At 65.7% G+C, this 25,267-nt stretch carries 22 protein-coding genes and 1 other RNA gene; 8 read left to right on the plus strand and 15 right to left on the minus strand.

From position 1 onward, the window contains the following. Nucleotide 1: 1 nt before the first annotated feature. The 12 genes from BUB20358_RS07035 to gyrA all read right to left on the minus strand — a co-directional run bounded on the left by BUB20358_RS07035 (nucleotide 2) and on the right by gyrA (nucleotide 14,229). Nucleotides 2-1,402 (minus strand): UDP-glucose dehydrogenase family protein, encoded by a 1,401-nt coding sequence (locus BUB20358_RS07035; protein WP_006764861.1) that lies wholly within the window; start codon nucleotides 1,400-1,402, stop codon nucleotides 2-4. A gap of 90 nt (nucleotides 1,403-1,492) precedes the next feature. Continuing rightward, nucleotides 1,493-2,665 (minus strand): lipopolysaccharide assembly protein LapB, encoded by a 1,173-nt coding sequence (gene lapB, locus BUB20358_RS07040; protein ID WP_006764862.1) that lies wholly within the window; start codon nucleotides 2,663-2,665, stop codon nucleotides 1,493-1,495. Nucleotides 2,666-2,718: 53 nt separating this feature from the next. Continuing rightward, nucleotides 2,719-3,012: a lipopolysaccharide assembly protein LapA domain-containing protein gene (locus tag BUB20358_RS07045; protein ID WP_006764863.1), complete on the minus strand. Its 294-nt coding sequence runs from the start codon at nucleotides 3,010-3,012 to the stop codon at nucleotides 2,719-2,721. Between the two features lie 209 nt (nucleotides 3,013-3,221). Then, nucleotides 3,222-3,545 carry an integration host factor subunit beta gene (locus BUB20358_RS07050; protein ID WP_006764864.1) on the minus strand — a complete coding sequence of 108 codons (324 nt, stop codon included), beginning with the start codon at nucleotides 3,543-3,545 and terminating at the stop codon, nucleotides 3,222-3,224. A 22-nt stretch (nucleotides 3,546-3,567) separates the two neighbouring features. Further along, the gene (rpsA, locus tag BUB20358_RS07055) at nucleotides 3,568-5,280 is read right to left on the minus strand and encodes a 30S ribosomal protein S1 (RefSeq protein WP_035972826.1); all 1,713 of its coding nucleotides are present in this window, start codon (nucleotides 5,278-5,280) and stop codon (nucleotides 3,568-3,570) included. Between the two features lie 141 nt (nucleotides 5,281-5,421). Continuing rightward, complete coding sequence (gene cmk / locus BUB20358_RS07060) at nucleotides 5,422-6,108, minus strand: (d)CMP kinase (RefSeq protein WP_006764866.1); 687 nt, start codon at nucleotides 6,106-6,108, stop codon at nucleotides 5,422-5,424. Nucleotides 6,109-6,119: 11 nt separating this feature from the next. Then, nucleotides 6,120-7,424 carry a 3-phosphoshikimate 1-carboxyvinyltransferase gene (gene aroA / locus BUB20358_RS07065; protein WP_006764867.1) on the minus strand — a complete coding sequence of 435 codons (1,305 nt, stop codon included), beginning with the start codon at nucleotides 7,422-7,424 and terminating at the stop codon, nucleotides 6,120-6,122. A gap of 13 nt (nucleotides 7,425-7,437) precedes the next feature. Continuing rightward, a complete protein-coding gene (locus BUB20358_RS07070; protein ID WP_035973402.1) occupies nucleotides 7,438-8,364 on the minus strand; it encodes a prephenate dehydrogenase in 927 nt (308 codons plus the stop codon). Between the two features lie 184 nt (nucleotides 8,365-8,548). Next, nucleotides 8,549-9,631: a prephenate dehydratase gene (pheA, locus tag BUB20358_RS07075; protein WP_006764869.1), complete on the minus strand. Its 1,083-nt coding sequence runs from the start codon at nucleotides 9,629-9,631 to the stop codon at nucleotides 8,549-8,551. A 33-nt stretch (nucleotides 9,632-9,664) separates the two neighbouring features. Beyond that, complete coding sequence (gene serC, locus BUB20358_RS07080) at nucleotides 9,665-10,747, minus strand: 3-phosphoserine/phosphohydroxythreonine transaminase (RefSeq protein WP_035972827.1); 1,083 nt, start codon at nucleotides 10,745-10,747, stop codon at nucleotides 9,665-9,667. A gap of 172 nt (nucleotides 10,748-10,919) precedes the next feature. Beyond that, nucleotides 10,920-11,519 carry a DUF2059 domain-containing protein gene (locus tag BUB20358_RS07085; protein ID WP_035973403.1) on the minus strand — a complete coding sequence of 200 codons (600 nt, stop codon included), beginning with the start codon at nucleotides 11,517-11,519 and terminating at the stop codon, nucleotides 10,920-10,922. A gap of 106 nt (nucleotides 11,520-11,625) precedes the next feature. After that, a complete protein-coding gene (gene gyrA / locus BUB20358_RS07090) occupies nucleotides 11,626-14,229 on the minus strand; it encodes a DNA gyrase subunit A (protein ID WP_105773988.1) in 2,604 nt (867 codons plus the stop codon). A gap of 568 nt (nucleotides 14,230-14,797) precedes the next feature. Between gyrA and ompA the strand changes: the two genes are divergently transcribed. The 4 genes from ompA to ssrA all read left to right on the plus strand — a co-directional run bounded on the left by ompA (nucleotide 14,798) and on the right by ssrA (nucleotide 17,430). Further along, the gene (gene ompA / locus BUB20358_RS07095; RefSeq protein WP_006400736.1) at nucleotides 14,798-15,466 is read left to right on the plus strand and encodes an outer membrane protein OmpA; all 669 of its coding nucleotides are present in this window, start codon (nucleotides 14,798-14,800) and stop codon (nucleotides 15,464-15,466) included. A gap of 151 nt (nucleotides 15,467-15,617) precedes the next feature. Further along, nucleotides 15,618-16,316 (plus strand): bifunctional 2-polyprenyl-6-hydroxyphenol methylase/3-demethylubiquinol 3-O-methyltransferase UbiG, encoded by a 699-nt coding sequence (gene ubiG / locus BUB20358_RS07100; protein WP_006764873.1) that lies wholly within the window; start codon nucleotides 15,618-15,620, stop codon nucleotides 16,314-16,316. Between the two features lie 10 nt (nucleotides 16,317-16,326). Then, nucleotides 16,327-17,043 (plus strand): phosphoglycolate phosphatase, encoded by a 717-nt coding sequence (gene gph / locus BUB20358_RS07105; protein WP_006764874.1) that lies wholly within the window; start codon nucleotides 16,327-16,329, stop codon nucleotides 17,041-17,043. A gap of 17 nt (nucleotides 17,044-17,060) precedes the next feature. Further along, nucleotides 17,061-17,430, plus strand: a transfer-messenger RNA (tmRNA) gene (gene ssrA, locus BUB20358_RS07110). Between the two features lie 269 nt (nucleotides 17,431-17,699). Here the strand turns inward: ssrA and BUB20358_RS07115 are convergent. The 3 genes from BUB20358_RS07115 to BUB20358_RS07125 all read right to left on the minus strand — a co-directional run bounded on the left by BUB20358_RS07115 (nucleotide 17,700) and on the right by BUB20358_RS07125 (nucleotide 19,820). After that, nucleotides 17,700-18,050: a DUF4148 domain-containing protein gene (locus BUB20358_RS07115; RefSeq protein ID WP_006764875.1), complete on the minus strand. Its 351-nt coding sequence runs from the start codon at nucleotides 18,048-18,050 to the stop codon at nucleotides 17,700-17,702. A 292-nt stretch (nucleotides 18,051-18,342) separates the two neighbouring features. Further along, the gene (locus BUB20358_RS07120) at nucleotides 18,343-18,612 is read right to left on the minus strand and encodes a hypothetical protein (protein WP_006764876.1); all 270 of its coding nucleotides are present in this window, start codon (nucleotides 18,610-18,612) and stop codon (nucleotides 18,343-18,345) included. Between the two features lie 101 nt (nucleotides 18,613-18,713). Then, complete coding sequence (locus BUB20358_RS07125; RefSeq protein WP_006764877.1) at nucleotides 18,714-19,820, minus strand: substrate-binding domain-containing protein; 1,107 nt, start codon at nucleotides 19,818-19,820, stop codon at nucleotides 18,714-18,716. 131 nt (nucleotides 19,821-19,951) lie between these two features. Here BUB20358_RS07125 and BUB20358_RS07130 point away from each other — a divergent pair, with 131 nt between their 5' ends. Genes BUB20358_RS07130 through BUB20358_RS07145 form a run of 4 tightly spaced genes read left to right on the plus strand, consistent with a single transcriptional unit; the run spans nucleotide 19,952 to nucleotide 25,260 of the window. Then, nucleotides 19,952-20,452, plus strand: a complete 501-nt coding sequence (locus BUB20358_RS07130; protein WP_006764878.1) for an NAD(P)H-dependent oxidoreductase subunit E — start codon at nucleotides 19,952-19,954, stop codon at nucleotides 20,450-20,452. Next, nucleotides 20,449-22,023, plus strand: a complete 1,575-nt coding sequence (locus BUB20358_RS07135; RefSeq protein WP_006764879.1) for a formate dehydrogenase beta subunit — start codon at nucleotides 20,449-20,451, stop codon at nucleotides 22,021-22,023. Before BUB20358_RS07130 ends, BUB20358_RS07135 begins: the two co-directional genes overlap by 4 nt. Nucleotides 22,024-22,040: 17 nt before the next feature. Then, nucleotides 22,041-24,995 carry a formate dehydrogenase subunit alpha gene (fdhF, locus tag BUB20358_RS07140; RefSeq protein WP_006764880.1) on the plus strand — a complete coding sequence of 985 codons (2,955 nt, stop codon included), beginning with the start codon at nucleotides 22,041-22,043 and terminating at the stop codon, nucleotides 24,993-24,995. A gap of 7 nt (nucleotides 24,996-25,002) precedes the next feature. Then, nucleotides 25,003-25,260, plus strand: coding sequence for a formate dehydrogenase subunit delta (locus BUB20358_RS07145; RefSeq protein WP_006764881.1), 258 nt, complete (start codon nucleotides 25,003-25,005; stop codon nucleotides 25,258-25,260). Nucleotides 25,261-25,267 lie beyond the last annotated feature (7 nt).

Raw genomic sequence — 25,267 nt, forward strand, 5'->3', positions numbered from 1 at the left:
GTCATCCACGGGAGAAAGATTGGGGATCGACATGCGGACGTCCGATCGCGTAGTAATCGATGCCGAGCTCGGCCATCGCGTCCGGCTCGTACAGATTGCGCCCGTCGAAAATCACCGGCGACTTCAGTTCCGCCTTCAGGCGCGTGAAATCCGGGCTTCTGAACTCCTTCCATTCCGTCACGATCACGAGCGCGTCGGCACCCGTGACCGCGGCGTCCTGCGTATCGACGAAGTGTAGGCGCGCAAGCGCGTCCGAACCTTCGCCGAGATCCAGCGCGAATACGCGCCGCGCTTCGTCGATCGCGACCGGATCGTACGCGCGCACGGTCGCACCGCGCTCGAGCAGCGCGCCGATCAGCCGGCGGCTCGGCGCCTCGCGCATGTCGTCGGTGTTCGGCTTGAACGCGAGGCCCCAGACCGCGAACTCGCGGCCGGACAGATCGTTGCCGAAGCGCTGGCCGATCTTGCCGATCAGCACATCCTTCTGCGCGTGATTGGCCGCTTCGACGGCTTCCAGGATACGCAGCGGCTGGCCGTTTTCGCCCGCGGTGCGGATCAGCGCCTGCACGTCTTTCGGGAAGCAGGAGCCGCCGTAGCCGACGCCCGCGTACAGGAAGTGGTAGCCGATGCGCGGATCGGAGCCGATCCCGCGGCGCACGGCCTCGATGTCGGCACCGACCTTGTCCGCCAGATTCGACATTTCGTTCATGAACGAGATGCGCGTCGCGAGCATCGCATTCGCCGCATACTTCGAGAACTCGGCCGAGCGAACGTCCATGTAGATCGTGCGCTCGTGGTTGCGGTTGAACGGCGCGTAAAGCTTCTTCATCTTCTCGCGTGCGATCGTGCCGCTCTCGTCGTCGTCGACGCCGATGATGATCCGGTCCGGACGCATGAAGTCCTCGACCGCCGCACCTTCCTTCAGAAACTCGGGGTTCGACACGACGGAGAAACGATGCGCGACGCTGCCCGCGAGTCCGCGCGCGGCCAGCGCTTCGTCGATCACGCTCCGCACGCGCTGCGCGGTGCCGACCGGCACCGTCGACTTGTCGACGATCACCTTGTAGCCCGTCATGTGGCGGCCGATGTTGCGCGCGGCCTCGAGCACGTACTGCAGGTCCGCCGAACCGTCTTCGTCGGGCGGCGTGCCGACCGCGATGAACTGGATCTCGCCGTGCGCGACGCTTGCCTCGATGTCGGTCGAGAAGCGCAGGCGGCCCGCCACGCGATTGCGCGCGATGATGTCCAGCAGCCCCGGCTCATGAATCGGCATGCCGCCGTTGTTCAGGATCTCGATCTTGCGCGGATCGACGTCGAGACAGAAGACATCGTGGCCGATCTCGGCGAGACAGGAGCCCGTGACGAGACCGACGTAGCCGGTGCCGATGATGGTGATTTTCATAGATGTTCCGGTGTTTCCCGGTAATTGACTAACTTGACCGTCGGGCCGTGCCCGGCAGCGATCGCGGCGCGCGCGCCCGGGCCGCCGGGATCAGCCCGGCATCGCCGGTTCGACGCGGCGCGGCGCATAGGTTTCCCAACCGCTGCATCCGGGGCACTGCCAATAGAAGAGCCGTGCCCGGAAACCGCAATTCTGGCACGTATACCGTGGCAGATTCTTGGTGCGCTGCTTGATCAGCGCACGCATCATTTCAAGCTCCTTACGGCGCGGCTCGTCGGCGGCGGCAATCTGCGCATCGAGCAGGTGCAGCATCCCCGACAGGTTCGGCGACTTCTCCATCTGCGTACGCGCGAGCGCGTGTGCGGCCTCGTGGCCGCGCAACCCCGCGATGTGCTGATACGCGATGTCGAGCAGGTCGTTCGACGGATAGCGGTCGACGTAGCCCATCAGCAGTTCCGCACCGTCGGCGGTCTGGCCGAGCGCGACATACGCCTTCATCAGCTTGTCGGCGACGAGCGGCAGATAGGCCGGATTCTGCGCTTCGACGCGCTTCCAGTATCCAATCGCCGCTGCGTGGTCGCCGGCGGCCTGCGCTGCATCGCCGGACAGGATCGTCGCGCGCACGTTCTGCGGGTTCGCGGCCAGCGCGAGCTTCAGCTGTTCGGCAGCTGCGGCGCCGTCCTTGCGCTGCAGCGCGTCCTGCGCGAGTTCGCAGTGGAATTGCGCGATTTCGACGCCGAGCGGCTTCTCGCTCATCGACTCGATACGCTTCGCGGTATCGATCGACTTGTTCCAGTCCTTCTCGATCTCGTAGATCGTCAGCAGCGCACGCTGCGCGCCGAGCGCGTAGTCGCCGTCGGCCAGCAGGTGGAACGTTTCTTCCGCGCGATCGAGCAAGCCGGCTTTCAGGAAATCCTGGCCGAGTTCGTACAGCGCGTGGTCGCGCTCGTTGACCGGCAGGTCCGTGCGGCTCAGCAGATTCTGGTGCACGCGGATCGCGCGATCCGTTTCGCCGCGGCGACGAAACAGGTTGCCGAGTGCGAAGTGCAGCTCGACGGTCTCGGGATCGAGTTTCGCGACCTCGATGAACGCGTCGATCGCCTTGTCCGGTTGTTCGTTCAACAGGAAGTTCAGGCCGCGAAAATACGATCGCGGCAGGTTGGCGCTCTCCGACAGGAGACTCTTCAGGTCATAGCGCGACGCCGCCCAGCCGAGCGCGAACGCCACGGGTATCACGAGCAACCACCAGAAATCCAGATCCATGCGAAATATCGAAGCAGAGACGAAAACCGCGCGAGATTCGCGCGGCGTCCGTGTTAAATGACGGGCGGCATCGGCGGCTGGTCGACGACGGTCGGTGTTTCGCGCGCCGCGCGCAAGTCGCGCTTCAGGCGCCCGTTCTCGACGCGCAGGCGAAAGATCGCCGGCAACGCGGACAGCAGGCCGGCGAGCAGGCCCACGATGAAGAACGCGAGACCGATCAGGATCAGCGGCGCTTGCCACGCATAGCCGGCAAGGAAATTCAGCGTCGCGGTTTGCGTATTGGCCAGTGCGAGCACCAGCAGCAGCACGAATACCAATACCCGGATCAGCCAGACGATAAACTTCATGAAGCCCTCTCTTTGTTGAGGTTTGCCGCGGCGCGCGACTCCCCTTCGCCGCGCCGAATCGACCCGTATTGTAAAGGATGCGTTTCCGCGTCAGCGCACGTCATGCCGGCGCCGGTTACGCCGCAAACGCCGAAAACAAAAAAAGCGCCCGCAAGGGGCGCTTTTTCTTCAGCCTTTGCCGGCAAGATTCCGGGCAAACCGAACGACGCTCAACGCTCGTCGTCCGGCTCATCTGCCTTCAGCGGCTCACCCGCACGGCCGTCGACGCGTTCGCGCAACTCTTTGCCGGGCTTGAAGTGCGGCACGAACTTCTCGGGCACCTGCACTTTCTCCCCCGACTTCGGGTTGCGTCCGACGCGCGCCGGACGACGGTTGAGGCCGAAGCTGCCGAAACCGCGAATTTCGATGCGATGCCCCTTTGCCAGAGCATCGGACATCGCATCGAGCATCGTCTTCACTGCGAAATCCGCGTCCTTGAGAACAAGTTGCGGAAATCGCAGTGCCAACTGCGCGACCAACTCGGATTTGGTCATACTTCAGCAGACCTCGCGAGGCTTACTGGTTCTGGCCGTCGAGCTTGGCCTTCAGCAGCGCGCCGAGGTTGGTCGTACCCGTCGCGGCAGCGCTGGTGTCGGCTTGCAGGCCGCGGATCGCTTCCTGCTGCTCGGCCGAATCCTTCGCCTTGATCGACAGGTTGATGCCGCGCGACTTGCGATCGATGTTGATCACCATCGCGTTGACCTTGTCGCCTTCCTTCAGCACGTTGCGTGCGTCTTCGACGCGATCCTGCGAAATTTCCGACGCACGCAGGTAGCCTTCGACGTCGCCCGTCAACGTGATGACCGCACCCTTCGCGTCGACCGACTTCACGACGCCGTCGACCAGCGAGCCCTTGTCGTTCATTGCAACGTAGTTGCTGAACGGGTCGCCTTCGAGCTGCTTGATGCCGAGCGAAATGCGCTCCTTCTCGACGTCGATGCCGAGCACGACCGCCTCGACTTCGTCGCCCTTCTTGTACTTGCGAACGGCTTCTTCGCCGGCTTCGCTCCACGACAGGTCCGACAGGTGGACCAGGCCGTCGATGCCGCCCGGCAGACCGATGAACACGCCGAAGTCGGTGATCGACTTGATCGCGCCCGTGATCTTGTCGCCCTTCTTGAAGTTGCGGCTGAAGTCATCCCACGGATTCGGCTTGCACTGCTTCATGCCGAGGCTGATACGACGACGGTCTTCGTCGATCTCGAGCACCATGACTTCGACTTCGTCGCCGAGCTGGACAACCTTCGACGGTGCGACGTTCTTGTTCGTCCAGTCCATTTCCGACACGTGGACGAGGCCTTCGATGCCCGATTCCACTTCGACGAATGCGCCGTAGTCGGTGATGTTCGTGACCTTGCCGAACAGGCGCGTGCCCGACGGGTAGCGGCGCGAGATGCCTTCCCACGGATCGTCGCCCAGTTGCTTGATGCCCAGCGACACGCGGTTCTTTTCCTGGTCGAACTTGAGGATCTTCGCGGTGACTTCCTGGCCGACCGACAGGACTTCGCTCGGGTGACGCACGCGGCGCCATGCGATGTCGGTGATGTGCAGCAGGCCGTCGATGCCGCCGAGGTCAACGAACGCACCGTAGTCGGTGATGTTCTTGACCACGCCGTTGACGATCGCGCCTTCCTTCAGCGTCTCGAGCAGCTTCGCGCGCTCTTCGCCCTGCGTCGCTTCGATCACGGCACGACGCGACAGCACGACGTTGTTGCGCTTGCGGTCGAGCTTGATCACGCGGAATTCGAGCGTCTTGCCTTCGTACGGGGTCGTGTCCTTCACCGGACGCGTGTCGACCAGCGAACCCGGCAGGAACGCGCGGATGCCATTGACCATCACGGTCATGCCGCCCTTCACCTTGCCGGTGATCGTGCCGGTGACGAGTTCGTTGTTGTCGAGGGCCTTTTCCAGCGACAGCCACGATGCAAGGCGCTTCGCCTTGTCGCGCGACAGGATCGTGTCGCCGTAGCCGTTTTCGAGTGCGTCGATCGCGACGGACACGAAATCGCCCGCCTGCACCTCAACCTCGCCCTGATCGTTCAGGAATTCCTCGATCGGAATGTAAGCCTCGGACTTCAGGCCTGCATTGACGACCACGAAGTTGTGGTCGACGCGCACGACTTCGGCGGAGATCACTTCGCCGGCGCGCATGTCTTGGCGGGTCAGCGACTCTTCGAACAGAGCCGCAAAGGATTCGGTATTCGGGTTGGAGGTTTGCAGGTCGGACATAAAAATCGGTTTGTGCGTGGATCGCAGAGCCGCGCCGGCCGGAATGGCAGGCTGAAAGGGCCAGAGCGAAGACCACACGGGGTTAAGGGTTCAACACACACTCCGCGCTTTCGCACGGAGCACCTACTGCCGCCCGCCTTCTCAGGCGGGCTGGCCGAGCGCCCGATACCACTGCAGCACCTGATCGACCGCCTCGTCGACCGAGAGCGCCGAAGTATCGAGCAACTGGGCGTCTGCCGCGGGCTTCAGCGGCGCGGCCGCGCGATTGCTGTCGCGCGCGTCGCGTTCACGCAGATCCCGGAGCAAGTCATCTATATTAGCAGAAAAACCTTTTTGCATCAATTGCTTATGCCGTCTGGCCGCGCGGGCCTCGGCGCTGGCCGTCAGGAACACCTTGAGCACGGCGTCCGGGAAGATCACGGTGCCCATGTCGCGACCGTCGGCAACGAGGCCCGGCGTCTTGCGGAATGCGCGCTGGCGCGCGATCAGCGCGATGCGCACCGGGCCGTGCACCGCGATCGCCGATGCGCGGTTGCCGATCTCCTCCGCGCGGATTTCGTTCGACACGTCGACGCCGTCGAGCTGCGCGCAGCCTTCGCGGAACGTGATATGGAGATCGTCGATCAGCTTCACAAGGGCATCGATGTCTTCCGGCGCAATGCCGTAGCGCACGCTCGCGAGCGCCGCGAGCCGGTACAGCGCACCGCTGTCGAGCAGATGGAAGCCGAGGTGCGCGGCGACCAGCGCCGCAACGGTGCCCTTGCCGGAAGCGGTCGGGCCGTCGATCGTGATGACGGGAGTCGGGTGAAAGGGTCGGGTCGATTTCATCGGGCAGTCGGTCAGGCCTTCGCGAGCGCGGCGAAGCGGTCGAAATAGTCGGGGAACGTCTTGCCGACGCACTTCGGATCGTTGATCCGCACCGGCACGCCGCCCAGGCTGACGAGCGAGAAGCACATCGCCATCCGATGATCGTCGTACGTATCGATCGCCGCGTTCGGCGTGAGCGCGGCGGGCGGCGTGACGACGAGATAGTCGGCGCCCTCTTCGACCGTCGCGCCGACCTTGCGCAGTTCCGTCGCCATCGCCGCGATGCGGTCGGTCTCCTTCACGCGCCAGCTTGCGATGTTGCGCAGCGTGCTCGTGCCGCTCGCGAACAGCGCGGCGACCGCGATCGTCATCGCCGCATCGGGAATCAGGTTGAAGTCCATGTCGATCGGCTCGAGCTTGCCGTGGTCGTGGCCGATACCACGCACTTCGATCCAGTCGTCGCCCATCGTCACGTTTGCACCCATCTGCATCAGCGCGTTCGCGAAACCCACGTCGCCCTGGATGCTCGCGCGCCCGACGCCTTCGACCCTGAGCGGACCGCCGCCCAGCGCACCGGCCGCGAGGAAGTACGACGCCGACGATGCATCGCCTTCGACCATGATCCGCCCCGGCGACCGGTAGCGGACGCCCGCGGGCACGGTAAAGCGCTGCCAGCCGTCGCGTTCGACGACCACGCCGAAACGCTCCATCAGACGGATCGTGATGTCGATGTACGGCTTCGAGATCAGCTCGCCGTCGACTTCGACGACGATCTTTCCGTCCTTCGCCTTCACGAGCGGCAGCGTCATCAGCAGCGCGGTGAGGAACTGGCTCGACACGTCGCCGCGCACCCGGATCGACGCGTCGACCGCGATCGTCGCGGGCCGGATACGCAGCGGCGGATAGCCGGCATTCTGTTCATAGTCGATTCGAGCGCCGATCTGACGCAGCCCGTCGACGAGATCGCCGATCGGCCGCTCGTGCATCCGGGGTACGCCGTGCACGCGATAGTCGCCGCCGTTCACCGCGAGCGCCGCCGTCAGCGGCCGCACGGCCGTGCCCGCGTTGCCGAGGAACAGATCGGCCGTCTTCGCGGTGAATGCGCCGCGCGTGCCGGTGACCACGCACGTGTCGCGATCGCGCGCGAGCTTTACGCCGAGCTTGGCGAGCGCATCGAGCATCACGCGCGTGTCGTCGGAGTCGAGCAGGTTGGTGATCGTCGTGTCGCCTTCGGCGAGCGCCGCGAGCAGCAGCACGCGGTTCGAAATGCTCTTCGAGCCGGGCAGGCGCACGGTGCCCGATGCGCTGGAGTACGGGCCGAGATCGAGATAGTCCATGGGAATCGTCCTGTTATTTCTTCACCGCTTCGGCAGCGGTCTTGCCGCCGCGTTCCTGCCACGCGCTGCGGGCCGCGCGCGAGCGTGCGAACACCGCTTCCAGCGCTGCGCCGTCGCCCGCGTCGATCGCCGCGCGCAGTCGCTCGAGCACGCGCATGTAGCCGTCGAGCTCGTCGAGCAGCGCCGCGCGGTTCGCCACGCACACGTCGCGCCACATCTCGGGGCTCGACGCGGCAATGCGCGTGAAGTCGCGAAACCCGCCCGCCGCATACGAGAATTTCAGCTCCGCGTCCGCCTCGCCGAGAATCTGCTCGACGAGTGCGAAGGACAGCACGTGCGGCAGGTGACTGATCGACGCGAACACGCGATCGTGCTGCTCGGTGCTCATCGTGCGCACGTCGGCGCCGGTCGCCCGCCACATTGCGTCGATCCGCGCGACCGATTCGCGTGCGTTCTCGGACAGCGGACACAGCACGACGTTGCGGCCGACGTACAGGTCCGGCAGCGCCGCCTCGACGCCGCTCGACTCGCGCCCGGCGATCGGGTGGCCCGGCACGAACTGCGCGATCCGCGCGCCGAGCGCATCACGCGCGGCCGCGACGACGTCCGATTTGGTGCTGCCCGCGTCGGTGACGATCGTCGCGCCGTCGAGCCACGGCGCAATGCGCGCGAGCAGCGGCCCCGTCTGCGCGACGGGCGCCGCGAGCAGCACGAGATCGGCGCCCGCCAGCGCATCGCGCAGCTGCGCATCGTCGTCGAGCGCAGCCGCGCGGTCGATCACGCCGAGCGACAGCGCGCGCTCGACCGACGCCCGTGAACGCCCGACGCCGACGATCTCGCCCGCACCGCCCGACGCGCGCTCGCGCAGTGCGCGCGCCAGCGATCCGCCGATCAGGCCGACGCCGAAGATGACCAGTTTGTTGAATGCAAAGCCTGACACGACATGAGCCAAGTGACGCGCACAGAGCACTCCCCGCGCGCGGAATTCCAGATCCCGGGTCACGGGCCCGCATCCGGCGCAGTGTGCGCCGGGTGCGGCCCGAACCCGCCTTCGGCAGCGCCGATCGGCCTGCCCTGCCCGCGTTGCCGCGACGTCTGCGTGTCGCAGCGCCGGGCCGCTGCGTTCAGCGTGCGCGCGGATACGAACCGAGTATCTTCAGAAACGCGGCCTTCTGGCCGAGCTCGGCGAGCGCGGCCGCGACCGCCGCATCGTCCCGATGCCCTTCGATGTCGATGTAGAAGTAGTACTCCCACGTGCCGACGCGCGCCGGGCGCGACTCGAAGCGCGTCATCGACACGCCGTGCCGCGCGAGCGGCTCGAGCAGCTTGAACACCGCGCCGGGCTCGTTCTTCACCGACACGATCAGCGACGTCTGATCGTGCCCGCTCGGTCCGGCCGGCTGCTTGCCGACGATCACGAACCGCGTGCGGTTGTGCGGATCGTCCTGAATCAGCGAGAACGCGATCTGCAACCCGTAGTGCGCCGCCGCGCGATCGCCGGCGATCGCCGCGACGCCCGGGTCGGCCGCTGCGAGGCGCGCGGCCTCCGCGTTGCTCGCCACGGCCTGCCGCTCGAGTTGCGGCGCATTCGCGGCCAGCCACTGCTGGCATTGCGCGAGCGCCTGCGCATGCGCGCATACGCGCGTGACCCCGTCGAGCGTGCCGCTCTGCGTGAGCAGGTTGTGATGGATCGGCAGCGCGAGCTCGCCGCTGATCAGCAGTTGCGTCTGCAGCAGCAGGTCGAGCGTGCGTGACACCGCGCCTTCGGTCGAATTTTCGACCGGCGCGATGCCGAATGCGGCCGCGCCCGCTTCGACCGAGCGGAACACCTCGTCGATCGACGGACACGGCAGTCCTTCGATCGACTGGCCGAAATACTCGAACATCGCCTGTTCGCTGTACGTGCCGACCGGCCCGAGGAACGCGACGTGGATCGTCTGCTCGAGCGCACGGCTCGCGGCCATGATCTCGCGCCAGATCGCGCTGATATGCTCGCTCGCGAGCGGACCCTCGCTCATGTCCTGCAATCGCGCGATCACCTGCAGCTCGCGCTCCGGCCGGAACACCGGCGCGTTGAAGTGCTTCTTGACCTCGCCCACCTCCAGCGCCACCGCGGCACGCTGGTTCAGCAGCGCGATCAGTTGCGCGTCGATCGCATCGATGCGATCGCGCAGCGGTTTCAGGCGGGAATTCAGTTCGTCGTCCATGCGTAGTTGCCGTGCTGTTGAGCAGCGTCGCCGTCAGGCGCTGCGCTGCTCGAAGTCCTTCATGTACTCGACGAGCGCCTTCACGCCCGCGAGCGGCACCGCGTTGTAGATCGACGCCCGCATGCCGCCGACGGACTTGTGGCCCTTCAGCTGCAGCAGCCCGCGCGCCTTTGCGCCGGCAAGGAAGTCTTCGTTGCGCGTTTCGTCGGCCAGGAAAAACGGCACGTTCATCCGCGAACGCGCCGCCGGCTCGACCTTGTTCAGATAGAAGCTGCTCGCATCGATCGTGTCGTAGAGCAGCTTCGCCTTCTCGATGTTGCGGGCCTCGATCGCCTCGAGCCCGCCCTGCCGCTTCAGCCACTGGAACACGAGGCCCGCGATGTAGATCGCGTAGGTGGGCGGCGTGTTGTACAGCGAGTTGTTCGCGGCGACAGTCTTCCATTCGAATGCGGACGGGCAGATCGACAATGCGCGATCGAGAAGATCCTCGCGGACGATCACGACCGTCACGCCGGCCATCCCGATGTTCTTCTGCGCGCCGCCGAACAGCACGCCGTATTTCGCGACGTCCATCGGGCGCGACAGGATGTGCGACGACACGTCGGCGACGAGCGGCACGTCGCCGAGATCGGGAATCTCGAACGTCTCGACGCCGTCGATCGTCTCGTTCGTGCACAGATGCACGTAGGCGGGATCGTCCGACAGCTGCCACTCGGCGTACGCAGGCGCACGCGTGAAGCCGTCGGCCGTCTTGCCGGTCGCGGCCAGATGCGGCGCGCCGTACTTCTTCGCTTCGTTGAACGACTTCTGCGACCACGAGCCGGTCACGACGAAGTCGGCGGTCTTGCGTGCGCCGAGCAGGTTCATCGGCACGATTGCATTCTCCGCAATGCCGCCGCCCTGCAGGAACAGGATCCGATGGCTCGCCGGCACGTCGAGCAGCTCACGCAGGTCGGCCAGCGCGGCCTCGTGGATCGACATGAACTCCTTGCCGCGATGGCTCATCTCCATCACGCTCATGCCGCTGCCGTGCCAGTCGAGCATTTCGTCGGCAGCCTGCCGCAGCACTTCTTCGGGCAGCGCCGCGGGGCCGGCGGAGAAATTAAAGACGCGCATCGTGAAAACCTCGGAGGGACGCGACCGGCGGCTTGCCGCCACATGTCGATTGCAATCAGTCGCGCCAAAAAGGAAATGGCCGCTTGCGCTCGCGCGCAAACGGCCATTATCGCACTGTCACCAGGCTCCCGCCAAACCCGGCCGGACGGCCGGGCGCGTGCCCGGAGACGGCTTACTTGCCCGGCTTGACTGCCGCGACTTCCTTGTCCGCCTGCGCACGCGTCGCCTGGATCGCCTGCGGCATGTACTTCTGCATCAGGCCGTTGACGACGTCACGACCGACCTGGTCCTGAACCTGGATGAACTTGCGGCCCGTCGGGCTCTTGTAGAACGTCGTCAGATCCTTGATCTCCGACGTCGTGTAGTACTTCGCGTACGCGTCGTACTGAGCCGACATCGCGTCGTTCTGGAACTGCTGCGTGCCGAACACCTTGCCCGCGCCGTCGACCAGCTTCGGCACCGCGTTCTTCTGCAGCGTCGGCACGGCAGCCTGCTTCTGCTTGTCGTTCAGCGTCTTGTTCTCCGACAGCGCGTCCGACAGGATCGCCGGAACGAGCTGCTTTGCCTGCATCTCGGCGCTGTTGCCGATAGCCGACACGAGCTTCGGCGCGTCGATCGCGTCGAGCAGATCCTTGATCGCTGCCTTCTTGTCGGCGTCGATCGGCGCAGCTGCCGCGGGCGCAGCCGGTGCGGAATTCGACAGCGCCTGCGCCATCGCGAACGTCGGCACCAGTGCAGCCAGCAGAACCAGTTGCTTGAATTGCTTTTGCATCATCACTCCCTTGTGGAAATATGAATGGGTTCTCGCCGATCGCATCGCGCGGCGCTCACTACGTTGCGCGGCACGCGTGCGGCGGCTCGAGAGTCTCATCCGTTCTTCAGGCTTCGCCGTCCGACGCCTCGTCGGCTTCGCCATCGCCCTCTTCGGCCTCGGCAATCTGCTGCAGACCCGAAAGCTTCGTACCCTCATCGAGACTGATGAGTGTAACACCTTGCGTCGCCCGTCCCATCTCGCGGATCTCGGAAACGCGCGTGCGAATCAACACGCCGGCCGTCGTGATCAGCATGATCTGATCTTCCGGATCGACGAGCGTCGCAGCGACGACCTTGCCGTTACGCTCGGAGGTCTGGATCGCGATCATACCCTTCGTGCCGCGGCCGTGACGCGTGTACTCGGTGATCGGCGTACGCTTGCCGAAGCCGTTCTCGGTTGCGGTGAGCACGGACTGCTCCTCGCTGCCCGCGACCAGCAGCGCGATGACCTGCTGCCCGTCCTCGAGCTGCATGCCGCGCACGCCGCGCGCTTCGCGGCCCATCGGACGCACGTCGTTCTCGTCGAAGCGCACGGCCTTGCCCGAATCGGAGAACAGCATCACGTCGTGCGCGCCGTCGGTGATCGACGCGCCGATCAGATAGTCGCCCTCGTCGAGGCCGACCGCGATGATGCCCTTCTTCATCGGACGGCTGAACGCTTCGAGCGGCGTCTTCTTGACCGTGCCGAGCGACGTCGCCATGAACACGAACTTGTCGGCCGAGAATTCCTTCACCGGCAGCACGACGTTGATCTTCTCGCCTTCCTGCAGCGGGAACATGTTGACGATCGGACGGCCGCGCGAGTTGCGCGAACCTTGCGGCACCTCGTAGACCTTGATCCAGTACACGCGACCGCGGTTCGAGAAGCACAGCATGTAGTCGTGCGTATTCGCGATGAAGAGCGTCTCGATCCAGTCGTCTTCCTTCATCTGCGTCGCCTGCTTGCCGCGGCCGCCGCGCTTCTGCGCGCGGTACTCCGACAGCGGCTGCGACTTCACGTAGCCGGCATGCGACATCGTGACGACCATGTCCTGCGGCGTGATCAGGTCTTCGGTATTCAGTTCGGTCGCGTTCAGCTCGATCCGCGAGCGGCGCGCATCGCCGAATTCGGCCTTCACCGTCGTCAGCTCGTCGCCGATCATCGTCGTGATGCGCTCCGGGCGCGCGAGGATGTCGAGCAGATCGGCGATCTGCGCCATCACTTCGCGATACTCGCCGATGATCTTGTCCTGCTCGAGGCCGGTCAGGCGCTGCAGACGCATCTGCAGGATTTCCTGCGCCTGCGTGTCGGACAACCTGTACAGCCCGTCGGCCTGCATCCCGTACGCCGGATTCAGCCCTTCCGGACGGTACGCGGCACGGCCGCCCGCCGCCGCGTTCTCGGATTCGGCGCGCGTCAGCATCTCGCGTACGAGCGACGAATCCCACGACTTCGTCATCAGCTCCTGCTTCGCGATCGGCGGCGTCGGCGCGGCCTTGATGATCGCGATGAACTCGTCGATGTTCGCGAGCGCGACCGCGAGACCTTCGAGCACGTGGCCGCGCTCGCGCGCCTTGCGCAGTTCGTAGATCGTGCGGCGCGTCAGCACTTCGCGCCGGTGCGACAGGAAGCACTGCAGGATTTCCTTCAGGTTCAGCAGCTTCGGCTGGCCGTCGACGAGCGCGACCATGTTCATGCCGAACGTGTCCTGCAGCTGCGTCGCCTTGTACAGGTTGTTCAGCACCACTTCCGGCACTTCGCCGCGCTTGAGCTCGATCACGACCCGCATGCCGCTCTTGTCGGATTCGTCGCGGATATCGGAAATGCCTTCGAGCTTCTTCTCGTTGACGAGCTCGGCGATCCGCTCGAGCAGCGAGCGCTTGTTGACCTGGTACGGCAGCTCGTCGACGATGATCGCCATCCGCTGGCCGCGGTCGATCTCCTCGAAGTGCGTGGCCGCGCGCATCACGACGCGGCCGCGGCCGGTGCGGTAGCCGTCGCGCACGCCGGCGACGCCGTAGATGATGCCGGCCGTCGGGAAATCCGGCGCCGGGATGATCTCGATCAGTTCGTCGACCGTCGCGTCGGGGTTGCTCAGCAGGTGCTGGCACGCGTCGACGACTTCGTTCAGGTTGTGCGGCGGAATGTTGGTCGCCATGCCGACGGCGATGCCCGACGAGCCGTTGATCAGCAGGTTCGGGATCCGCGACGGCAGGACCGACGGCTGCGTTTCGTTGCCGTCGTAGTTCGGCTCGAAATCGACCGTTTCCTTGTCGATGTCGGCGAGCAGCTCGTGCCCGATCTTCGCCATGCGAATTTCGGTGTACCGCATCGCCGCCGCATTGTCGCCGTCGATCGAGCCGAAGTTGCCCTGCCCGTCGATCAGCATGTAGCGCAGCGAGAAGTCCTGCGCCATCCGCACGATCGTGTGGTAGACCGCCGTGTCGCCGTGCGGGTGGTACTTACCGATCACGTCGCCGACGATACGCGCCGATTTCTTGTACGCGCGGTTCCAGTCGTTGTTCAGTTCGTGCATCGCGAACAGTACGCGCCGGTGCACGGGCTTCAGGCCATCGCGGACATCCGGAAGGGCACGTCCGACGATCACGCTCATCGCGTAATCGAGATACGAACGGCGCATTTCCTCCTCGAGGGAGGTGGGCAGGGTCTCTTTGGCGAATTGATCCATGTATCCGTATCGTTTCGGAGCGAAGACGGCGAACGCCTTTCGCGTGGGCGCTGCATGCGCAACGCAACGCGAGATTCTAACATGCGCCCATCAGCCGCCAATTCGCCGGCCCACTATATGTAAACAGCAAAATCCGCGACGGCTTCGGTATCGCACATATCGGCACATATCGCGACACGTATCGCGGTCGCGCTCGCCAGCTCCCGTCGTTCCTCCGGCCGCCCGTCCGTGACATCGGGCCGCTTCACGCACCCGGTTGGGGTTTGCCGTTTTTCTCTCGCATTCGCGAACCCACTCTTGACAATCATTGAAAGTTGCGGCAGGCCGGTGTTGCGCATGCACCACAAACGTCAAGGCGATCTTGGGGTGGGGAGGATTTTTTTTCGTAGGAAGGGAACGATATGGCAAAATGCCAACGCACTGAAAGTTAGACGCTGCTCGAAGTCTACACAGAGCGGTGCCGCGTTTTTTGTGCCGCACCAATGTTATACTTCGAGCAATGTATGACTTGTCACCGTCAACAGGCTCGCAGTAAACCTGCGGTAATCTCAATTTCGAGAGGAGAAATATGAATAAACTTTCAAAGCTCGCGTTCATTGCAGCTACCGCAGTTATGGCTGCATCCGCTTCGGCACAGTCGGTGCCGGCGTCGCGTCAAGCCGTCAACGACAACTGGGTGAACGGTACGGGCGAATGGGTGTGGATGAACGGCACGAACGAGCTCTGCTGGCGTGACGCGTTCTGGACGCCGGCCACCGCCAACGCGAAGTGCGATGGCGCACTGGTCGCCCAGGCACCGCAGCCGCCGGTCGCTCCGGTCGCTCCGGCCATCACGAGCCAGAAGATCACGTATCAAGCCGACGCACTGTTCGACTTCGACAAGGCAACGCTCAAGCCGCTCGGCAAGCAGAAGCTCGACGAGCTGGCATCGAAGATCCAGGGCATGAACACGGAAGTGGTCGTCGCAACGGGCTACACCGACCGTATCGGTTCGGACAAGTACAACGACCGCCTGTCGCTGCGCCGTGCGCAAGCCGTGAAGTCGTACCTGGTCAGCAAGGGTGTCCCGGCCAACAAGATCTACACGGAAGGCAAGGGCAAGCGCAACCCGGTCACGACGGGCTGCAACCAGAAGAACCGCAAGCAGCTGATCGCCTGCCTCGCACCGGACCGCCGCGTGGAAGTCGAAGTGGTCGGTACGCAAGAAGTGCAGAAGACGACCGTTCCGGCGCAGTAAGCCACGGTTTTCGACTGCTTCAAAGCCCCGCTCCGGCGGGGCTTTTTCATTGATGCCCGTCCGGGCGTTCGCTGGCCTCGTCGTCCACCCGCTTATATACTCGGGACTGATGTGCCGAAGCGCCGCCCTCCTTCCGTAGCCCTTTGCCGACATGACCAACGCCGATCCGCACGAACTCCAGAAATTCAGCGACCTCGCCCACCGGTGGTGGGATCCGAATGCCGAATTCAAACCGCTGCACGACCTGAATCCGGTCCGACTCGGCTGGATCGACGCGCATGCGCATCTGGCCGGCAAACGCGCACTCGACGTCGGCTGCGGCGGCGGCATCCTGTCCGAGTCGATGGCCGGGCTCGGCGCGCAGGTCAAAGGTATCGACCTGTCGACCGAAGCGCTCGGCGTCGCCGACCTGCACAGTCTCGAGAGCGGCGTATCGGTCGAGTACGAGGCGATCGCCGCCGAAGCGCTCGCAGAGCGCGAACCGGGCACGTACGACGTCGTCACCTGCATGGAGATGCTCGAGCACGTGCCGTCGCCGGCCGGCATCGTCGCGGCTTGCGCGACGCTCGTGAAGCCGGGCGGCTGGGTGTTCTTCTCGACGCTGAACCGCAACCTGAAGTCCTACCTGTTCGCAGTGATCGGCGCCGAATACATCGCGCAGATGCTGCCGAAGGGCACGCACGACTACGCGCGCTTCATTCGACCGTCCGAGCTGGCCGGCTTCGTGCGCGCCACCGGTCTGCACATCGTCGAGATCAAGGGCATCACCTATCACCCGCTCGGCAAGCGCTTCGCGCTGTCGAACGACACCGACATCAATTACCTCGTCGCGTGCCGCCGCGGCGCGTGACTTCCCCGGCATGACGACTCCCCTTTCGCCTGCGCGAGCCGCATTCGACGCGCCGCGCCTGCAGCACTGCGACGCCGTACTGTTCGACCTCGACGGCACGCTCGCCGACACGGCGCCCGATCTGGCTGCCGCCGTCCACAAGATGCAGCGCGTGCGCGGCCTGCCCCAAACGCCGATCGACGTGCTGCGACCGCTCGCGTCGGCCGGCGCGCGCGGGCTGCTCGGCGGCGCATTCGGCATCGGTCCGCAATCGCCCGATTACGACGCGATGCGCGATGAGTTTCTCGCGAATTACGCAACGGATCTGTGCGTGCATACCACGCTGTTTCCCGGCATCGGCGACGTACTCGACGAACTCGATGCACGCGGCGTGCGCTGGGGCATCGTGACAAACAAGGTGATGCGACTGACGGCACCGCTCGTCGAACTGCTCGGTCTTGCGTCGCGTGCAGCGTGCGTCGTCGGGGGCGACACGACGCCGCACCCGAAACCGCATCCGGCACCGCTGCTGCACGCGGCTGCGCAGCTGACGCTCGCGCCGGAGCGCGTCGTCTATGTCGGCGACGATCTGCGCGACATCCAGGCCGGCACCGCCGCGGGCATGGCGACGGTGGCGGCTGCCTACGGCTACTGCGGCGACGGCGCTGCGCCGGCCGACTGGCAGGCGCAGCATCTCGTCGCGACCACGCGGGAGTTGCGCGACCTGTTGCGCGATGTTCGGCTATAATGGTCGATCTTATCCGCGGGGGCGACCTGGTTTCGACAGGGGTTGTGAAGCGGCTAGGGCATGTCGAGGACCCGTCACCTCGTTAATCAATGGGAAAAACGTAACTGCAAACGACGATACGTTCGCACTGGCAGCCTAAGGGCCGCCGTCCTCTGCCTAGTTCACTGACGGGCTAGTGTCGCAAGACCGGTAGCAATACCGCCAGAGGTCATATACGTCAGTTAAGCCCTGTCGGCGTCGCGACGCCAGGGTCGAAAATCCAGCGAATCGCCGTAGTGCAGCGTGTTCGTCCGCGTCGCTACGGTTAAATCAAATGACAGAACTAAACATGTAGAACTGGTCGTAGAGCGCTTCTGGACGCGGGTTCGATTCCCGCCGCCTCCACCAAATTCGCGCTTGACGCACGAACCCCGCATGACGCGAGTCTGCGGGGTTTTTGTTGTCTCGACGCGCTGCGGCTTGCGTCCCTGCTCCGAAAAAGCGCCCGACCCGACGGGTCGGGCGGAACGCCGCCGACATTCCAGCGGCCGGAGGTAACGGATGTTCGAACACGCGGCGCATACCGCGCCGTCGGACCGCGCCGAATCCGCCGGCGCGAAGTCGAGCGCGACTCATCGTCGCATCCCGGCACTCGGCCGTACCGCGCGACATACCGCTTAGCTGCCGCGATACAGCGACTTCATTTCTTCGGCAGTGGCCGGACGCACGCCAAGCGCACGCGAGCCGGATGCCGATGCACCCTGCGCTTGCGCGCCATACCCGCTGGCGTCGTCGCGTTGCGCTTGAGCCAGCGCGCGTTGCTGTTCCGCGATGCGCGCGGTCGCAGCCTGGATCGCTTCCGGATAATGCGGATCTTCACCGCGGGCGGAGTTGTAGCCGGCTTGCTGCAGTTGAACCAGTTCCGCGCGGACCTGCGCGCGGGTCAGAGCCGAGCCCGGCTGGGCGAACGACACGGCCGGAATGGCGACAGCGGCTGCAACGACGACGGCTTGAACGAGCGACTTCATGATGACCTACCTCCAGATTTGTCCGTTTTCGCGGTGAACACCTCGTTCATCGCTGACAACCCGAAGTTTATGTAGGCGACTGCTTAAGAATAAGGCGGGTTTCTGGAAGACATTCTTCCCGAATCGAGGGTTAACCCTTATTCGCACGCACCCGGTCGGCCATCCCGCAGCCGCCGATGTACGCAAAAGAAGAGCCCCGCGAAGCCAGCTTCGCGGGGCTCGGGGAATCTGTATCGCCCGTCCCGTTATCGGGGATCGGCGGATACGCCGGCAACGGCGCGGGCGCGATCGCTTACTGGGTGTCCATCGGGCACTTCAGATTGCAGCCGTTCGGATCGCCGAGGTCGCCCTTGCGGCGCAACGCCGACTTCTTGCCGTTCTGGTACTTCTGCGACGGCGCCGACGCCGCGAACGGCATCTGCGGATGTTCGTTCAGCCGGAACTGGTCGCTCAGGATGCCGCCCGGCACGCCCGGTGAATTTTGCCCGAACGCAAACGGCGAAACGGCGATCAGAAGCCCCGCGGTCAACGCGGCCGCGGAGAAAGGCACGGAAAGTTTCATGTCAGGATGACGCCTGAACGGCGTGCTTGTTGGAACGTTGATCAAGCGGCAAGCGTAGCGTAAATCCCTTGCCGTTGCAGCGCGACTCTCACGCATGCCGGTTACCGTCCATTGCCGTCCGGCGCGGCTACGCCGTCGTCGCCGGCAAGCCCGTCCGGGATGCTCGTCAGCGTGCCGCACGCGGCGGGATCGTAGCCGTCCAGACGCGCGACGCGCTCGACGAAACGCGCGTCGCGCAGCAGGTCCAGCACGCCGGCGAGCGGCTGCGAATCGAGCCGTGCGCGCTCGCATGCGAAGTAATAGTCCTCGTCGACCACCGGGATGAAATCGAGTCCGAAATGCCGCGCGGCCGGCTCCACGCCGAAGCCGAGATCGGCCATCCCGCTCGCGATGAACGCGGCAATCGCCGAATGCGTGAGTTCGGCCGACGCATAGCCGTTGATGCTCTCCGGATCGATGCCGATCGCGCGCAGCGCGAGATCGAGCAGCATGCGCGTGCCCGAGCCCGGCTGCCGATTGACGAAGCGGATGTCGCTGCGCGCGAGATCCGCAAGCCCGCGCACCTGCTTCGGGTTGCCGGGCGGCACGAAGAGCCCCTGCTGGCGGCGCGTCAGATGAATCAGCACATGGCGCGTATCGTCGAGCCACGGCCGATAGATCTGCGCGCACTCCGCCCGAAATGCGCCGCGAGGCAAATGGAATCCGGCGAGTTCGCATTCGCCGCGCGCGAGCGCGCGCACGGCTTCGACGCTCTCGCGGTATTTGATGTCGACCGCGGCCTGCGCGTCGACGAGCGCGGACACGAGCGCCGCCACCGCATACCCGTGCGACGCATGAATTCGCACGGCGCCGTCGCGCTGAGCGAGCCGCCGGTTCAGATCGCTCGCCACTTCGTCCGCGAGCGCGCGCAAGCTGCCGTCGAGCCGGCTGCGCGCGAGGCGCTGCGCGTCGACCACCGCCCGCCCGAGCTCCGACAGCGTCGAACCCTTGCCGCGCGCGGTTTCGATCAGCTCTGCGCCGATGCACGCTTCGAGCGCGCGCAGCAGCCCCCACGCGTGCCGGTACGACAGCCCCTTCGCGTGCGCGGCCTGCGCAATGCTGCCCGTATCGGCAACGAGCTCGAGCAATGGCGCGACGTCCGACAGGCTCGCCGTGCGGCCTTCCGTGTCGCGTACGGTCAGATACGCGTCGCATTCGATTCGAATCAATTATGTACTCCGATTTCCTATTGCGACTGCGAAATCTTCCGCTTATCGTTGGGCGAAATCAATCAGAACGAAGTCGCGATGCGCACTATATGAATTTCAAGCGCATATGAGGCTTTGGAGGAGCATAACCGATGTCCCCGAATTCCCCTGCGCCCGACGCGCTCGTCGAGCGCCACGCGCGCGCCGGCCGATCGCTCGTCGCGATCCTGCATGCGATCCAGGATGAAGCCGGCTACGTGCCGCAGGGCTGCGTCGCACCGCTCGCGAAAGCGCTGAATCTGTCGCGCGCGGAAGTACACGGCGTGCTCACCTACTACCACCACTTCCGCACCGCGCCGCCCGCCCGCGTGACGATCCAGATGTGCCGCGCGGAAGCGTGCCGCAGCATGGGCTGCGAAGCGCTGGCCGCGCACGCGGAGGCGCGCACCGGCTGCCGGTTCGACGCCGGACACGGCGATGCCGCAAGCGCGCATGCGCGGGCCGACGTCGCGCTCGAATCGGTCTACTGCCTCGGACTGTGCGCGCAATCGCCGTCGATGACGGTCAACGGCGCGCTGCATGCAAAGGTCACGCCGGAGAAATTCGACGCGCTGCTCGCCGACGCCGTCGCCCACACGCGGGAGGCCGCATGACGACGCGCATCTACGTACCGCGCGATTCGTCCGCGCTGGCGCTCGGCGCCGACGCGCTCGCTGCCGCGATCGTCGCGGAAGCCGAACGGCGCGGCGTTCCGATCGAACTGATCCGCAACGGCTCGCGCGGGCTGCTGTGGCTCGAGCCGCTCGTCGAAGTCGGCACGGCAGCCGGCCGCGTCGGCTACGCGAACCTGTCCGCGGCCGACGTGCCCGCGCTGTTCGACGCGAACTGGCTCGACGGCGGCGCGCATCCGAGCAGCGTCGGCGTCGTCGACGCGCTGCCGTATCTCGCGCGCCAGCAACGCCTCACGTTCGCGCGCATCGGGCTGACGGACCCGCTGTCGATCGACGACTACCTGAAATACGACGGCCTCGCCGGACTGAAAAACGCGCTCGCACTCGACGGCGACGCCGCGTGCGAAGCGCTGATCGAATCCGGGCTGCGCGGCCGCGGCGGCGCCGCGTTCCCGGCCGGCATCAAGTGGCGCACGGTCCGGCACGCGACCGCAAAGCAGAAGTACATCGTCTGCAACGCGGACGAAGGCGACTCGGGCACGTTCTCCGATCGGCTGATCATGGAAAGCGATCCGTACTGCCTGATCGAAGGAATGATCATCGCCGGCATCGCGACCGGCGCGACCGTCGGCTACATCTACGTGCGCAGCGAATATCCGCATGCGATCGCGACGCTCGAAGCCGCGATCGAGCGCGCGCGCGAAGCCGGCTGGCTCGGCGAACGCGTGCTCGGCTCCGCGCACGCATTCGAGCTGCACGTCGCGAAAGGCGCGGGCTCGTACGTATGCGGCGAGGAAACGGCGCTGCTCGAATCGCTCGAAGGCAAGCGCGGCGTCGTGCGCGCGAAGCCGCCGCTGCCCGCGCTCGCCGGGCTGTTCGGTCAGCCGACCGTCATCAACAACGTGATCACGCTCGCGACCGCGCCGGTGATCTTCGCGCGCGGCGCCGCGTTCTACCGCGACTACGGGATGGGCCGCTCGCGCGGCACGCTGCCGTTCCAGCTCGCGGGCAACATCCGGCACGGCGGCCTCGTCGAGCTCGCGTTCGGCGTCACGCTGCGCGAGCTGCTGTTCGACTTCGGCGGCGGCACCGCGACCGGCCGCCCCGCGCGCGCCGCGCAGGTCGGCGGCCCGCTCGGCACCTATCTGCCTGAGCATCAGTGGGACGTGCCGCTCGACTATGAAGCGTATGCGGCGATCGACGCAGTGGTCGGCCACGGCGGCATCGTGCTGCACGACGACACGTCGAATCTCGCGGAGCTCGCCGAATACGCGATGAAGTTCTGCGCGATCGAATCGTGCGGCAAGTGCACGCCGTGCCGGATCGGTTCGACGCGCGGCGTCGAGACGATCGCCCGCATCCGCCAGGGCGATACGTCCGAGCGCCAGATCACGCTGCTGCGCGATCTGTGCGACACGATGCTCGCCGGCTCGCTGTGCGCAATGGGCGGGATGACGCCGTATCCGGTGCTGTCCGCGCTCGATCACTTCCCCGAAGATTTCGGGCTCGCCGGCAGCCACGCCGCGCCGGGTCCGGTCAAGGCCGCGGCCTGACCCAGAAGGAGCTCTGCATGTCTGTCGACACGAACAATGTCCGCCAAGGCGGTTGCGGCTCAGGCCAATGCGCATGCAAGAGCGCCGCGCAGGCGCGCGTGCGCGACCCGTTCGACGAAACCGATTACGGCACGCCGCAGCGGTACGCCGACACCGACGTGACGCTCGAAATCGACGGCCGGCCCGTCACGGTGCCGGCCGGCACGTCGGTGATGCGCGCCGCGATCGAAGCCGGCGTGAACGTTCCGAAGCTGTGTGCGACCGACTCGCTCGAGCCGTTCGGCTCGTGCCGGCTGTGCCTCGTCGAGATCGAAGGCCGGCGTGGCTATCCGGCGTCGTGCACGACGCCCGCCGAAGCGGGGATGAAGGTCCGCACGCAGTCGGACCGGCTGCAGGCGCTGCGTCGCAACGTGATGGAGCTGTATATCTCCGACCATCCGCTCGATTGCCTGACCTGCCCCGCCAATGGCGACTGCGAATTGCAGGACATGGCGGGCGTCGTCGGCCTGCGCGAGGTGCGCTACGGTTTCGACGGCGCGAACCACCTGCAGGACCGTAAAGACGAGTCGAATCCGTACTTCACGTACGACCCGTCGAAGTGCATCGTGTGCAATCGCTGCGTGCGCGCCTGCGAGGAAACGCAGGGCACGTTCGCGCTGACGATTGCCGCGCGCGGCTTCGAGTCGCGCGTCGCGGCCGGCGAAAGCGAACCGTTCATGGAATCGGAGTGCGTGTCGTGCGGCGCCTGCGTCGCCGCATGCCCGACCGCGACGCTGCAGGAGAAGTCGGTCGCGCAGCTCGGCCAGGCCGAACACTCGGTCATCACGACCTGCGCGTATTGCGGCGTCGGCTGCTCGTTCAAGGCGGAGATGAAGGGCACGCAGGTCGTGCGCATGACGCCGCACAAGAATGGACTCGCGAACGAAGGCCATGCGTGCGTGAAGGGACGCTTCGCGTGGGGCTACGCGACGCACAAGGATCGCATCACGAAACCGATGATCCGCGAAAAGATCACCGATCCGTGGCGCGAAGTCAGCTGGGACGAAGCGCTGACCTACGCGGCGACGCAGTTCCGCAAGCTGCAGCAGAAATACGGCCGCGATTCGATCGGCGGCATCACGTCGTCGCGCTGCACGAACGAGGAAACCTATCTCGTGCAGAAGCTCGTGCGCGCCGCGTTCGGTAACAACAACGTCGACACCTGCGCGCGCGTGTGCCATTCGCCGACCGGTTACGGACTGAAGACGACGCTCGGCGAATCGGCCGGCACGCAGACCTTCGCATCGGTCGGCAAGGCCGACGTGATCGTCGTGATGGGCGCGAACCCGACCGACGGCCACCCGGTGTTCGGCTCGCGGCTGAAGCGGCGCATTCGCGAAGGCGCGAAGCTGATCGTGATCGATCCACGCCGCATCGACGTGGTCGACGGCCCGCACGTGAAGGCGACGCATCATCTGCAGCTGCGGCCGGGCACCAACGTCGCGATCGTCAACGCGCTCGCGCACGTGATCGTCACCGAAGGGCTCGTCGATGAAGCGTTCGTCGCCGAGCGCTGCGAGACGCGCGCGTTCGAGCAGTGGCGCGAGTTCGTGTCGCGCGCCGAGAATTCGCCCGAAGCGACCGCCGACGTGACCGGCGTGCCGGCCGAACAAGTACGCGCGGCCGCGCGCCTCTATGCGACCGGCGGCAACGCGGCAATCTATTACGGCCTCGGCGTGACCGAGCATGCGCAGGGCTCGACGACGGTGATGGGCATCGCGAACCTCGCGATGGCAACCGGCAACATCGGCCGCGAAGGCGTCGGCGTCAATCCGCTGCGCGGCCAGAACAACGTACAGGGCTCGTGCGACATGGGTTCGTTCCCGCACGAACTGCCCGGCTACCGGCACATCGGCGACGCAAGCGTGCGCGCGCAGTTCGAGCACGCATGGTCGGCCACGCTGCAGCCGGAACCGGGGCTGCGGATCCCGAACATGTTCGACGCGGCGCTCGACGGCAGCTTCAAGGGGCTCTACTGCCAGGGCGAGGACATCGTCCAGTCGGACCCGAACACGCAGCATGTCGCGGCCGCGCTGTCGGCGATGGAATGCATCGTCGTGCAGGACATCTTCCTGAACGAAACCGCGAAGTACGCACACGTGCTGCTGCCGGGTTCGTCGTTCCTCGAAAAGGACGGCACGTTCACGAACGCGGAGCGCCGCATCTCGCGCGTGCGCAAGGTGATGCCGCCGCTCGCCGGCTATGCGGACTGGGAAGTGACGCTGATGCTGTCGCGTGCGCTCGGCTACGACATGCACTACACGCACCCGTCGGAGATCATGGACGAGATTGCGCGTCTCACGCCGACCTTCTCCGGCGTGTCGTACGAGAAGCTCGACGCGCTCGGCAGCATCCAGTGGCCGTGCAACGAGCAGGCGCCGGAAGGCACGCCGACGATGCATACGGACACGTTCGTCCGCGGCAAGGGCCGGTTCGTGATCACGAAGTTCATCCCGACGCCCGAGAAGGTCACGCAGCGCTATCCGCTGATCCTGACGACGGGCCGCATCCTGTCGCAATACAACGTCGGCGCGCAGACGCGTCGGACCGAGAACGTGCGGTGGCACGAAGAGGACCGCCTCGAGATCCATCCGCACGATGCGCAGGACCGCGGAATCAAGACCGGCGACTGGGTCGGCATCGAGTCGCGCGCCGGGCAGACGGTGCTGCGCGCGCTCGTCACCGAACGCATGCAGCCGGGCGTCGTCTACACGACGTTCCACTTCCCGGAATCGGGCGCGAACGTGATCACGACGGACAGCTCCGACTGGGCGACGAACTGCCCCGAATACAAGGTGACGGCCGTGCAGGTGATGCCGGTCGCGCAACCGTCGGAATGGCAGCGGCAATATGCGCGCTTCAGCGCGGAGCAGCTCGACTTGCTCGAGCGCCGTGCAGCGGCGGCGCCGGCCGCCGTGACGACCGGCAAGTGAGGACGCGATGGACACCGGACACCTGATCGACATGGCGAACCAGATCGGCGCATTCTTCGAATCGATGCCCGATCGCGACGAAGCGCTGACCGGCATCGCCGACCATATCCGGCGCTTCTGGGAGCCGCGGATGCGTCGCGCCTTCCTCGCCGCGCTCGACGACCCGTCGAGCGACGCCGCACGCCGTGCCGCGCCGATCGTGCTCGACGCGATCGCCGCGCACCGCGCGTCGCTCGTGCCAGCTGCGGCGCCGGCCTCCGCGTGACGGCGCG

It is taken from the genome of Burkholderia dolosa, from assembly GCF_902499135.1.
In the GTDB taxonomy this organism is placed as follows: domain Bacteria; phylum Pseudomonadota; class Gammaproteobacteria; order Burkholderiales; family Burkholderiaceae; genus Burkholderia; species Burkholderia dolosa.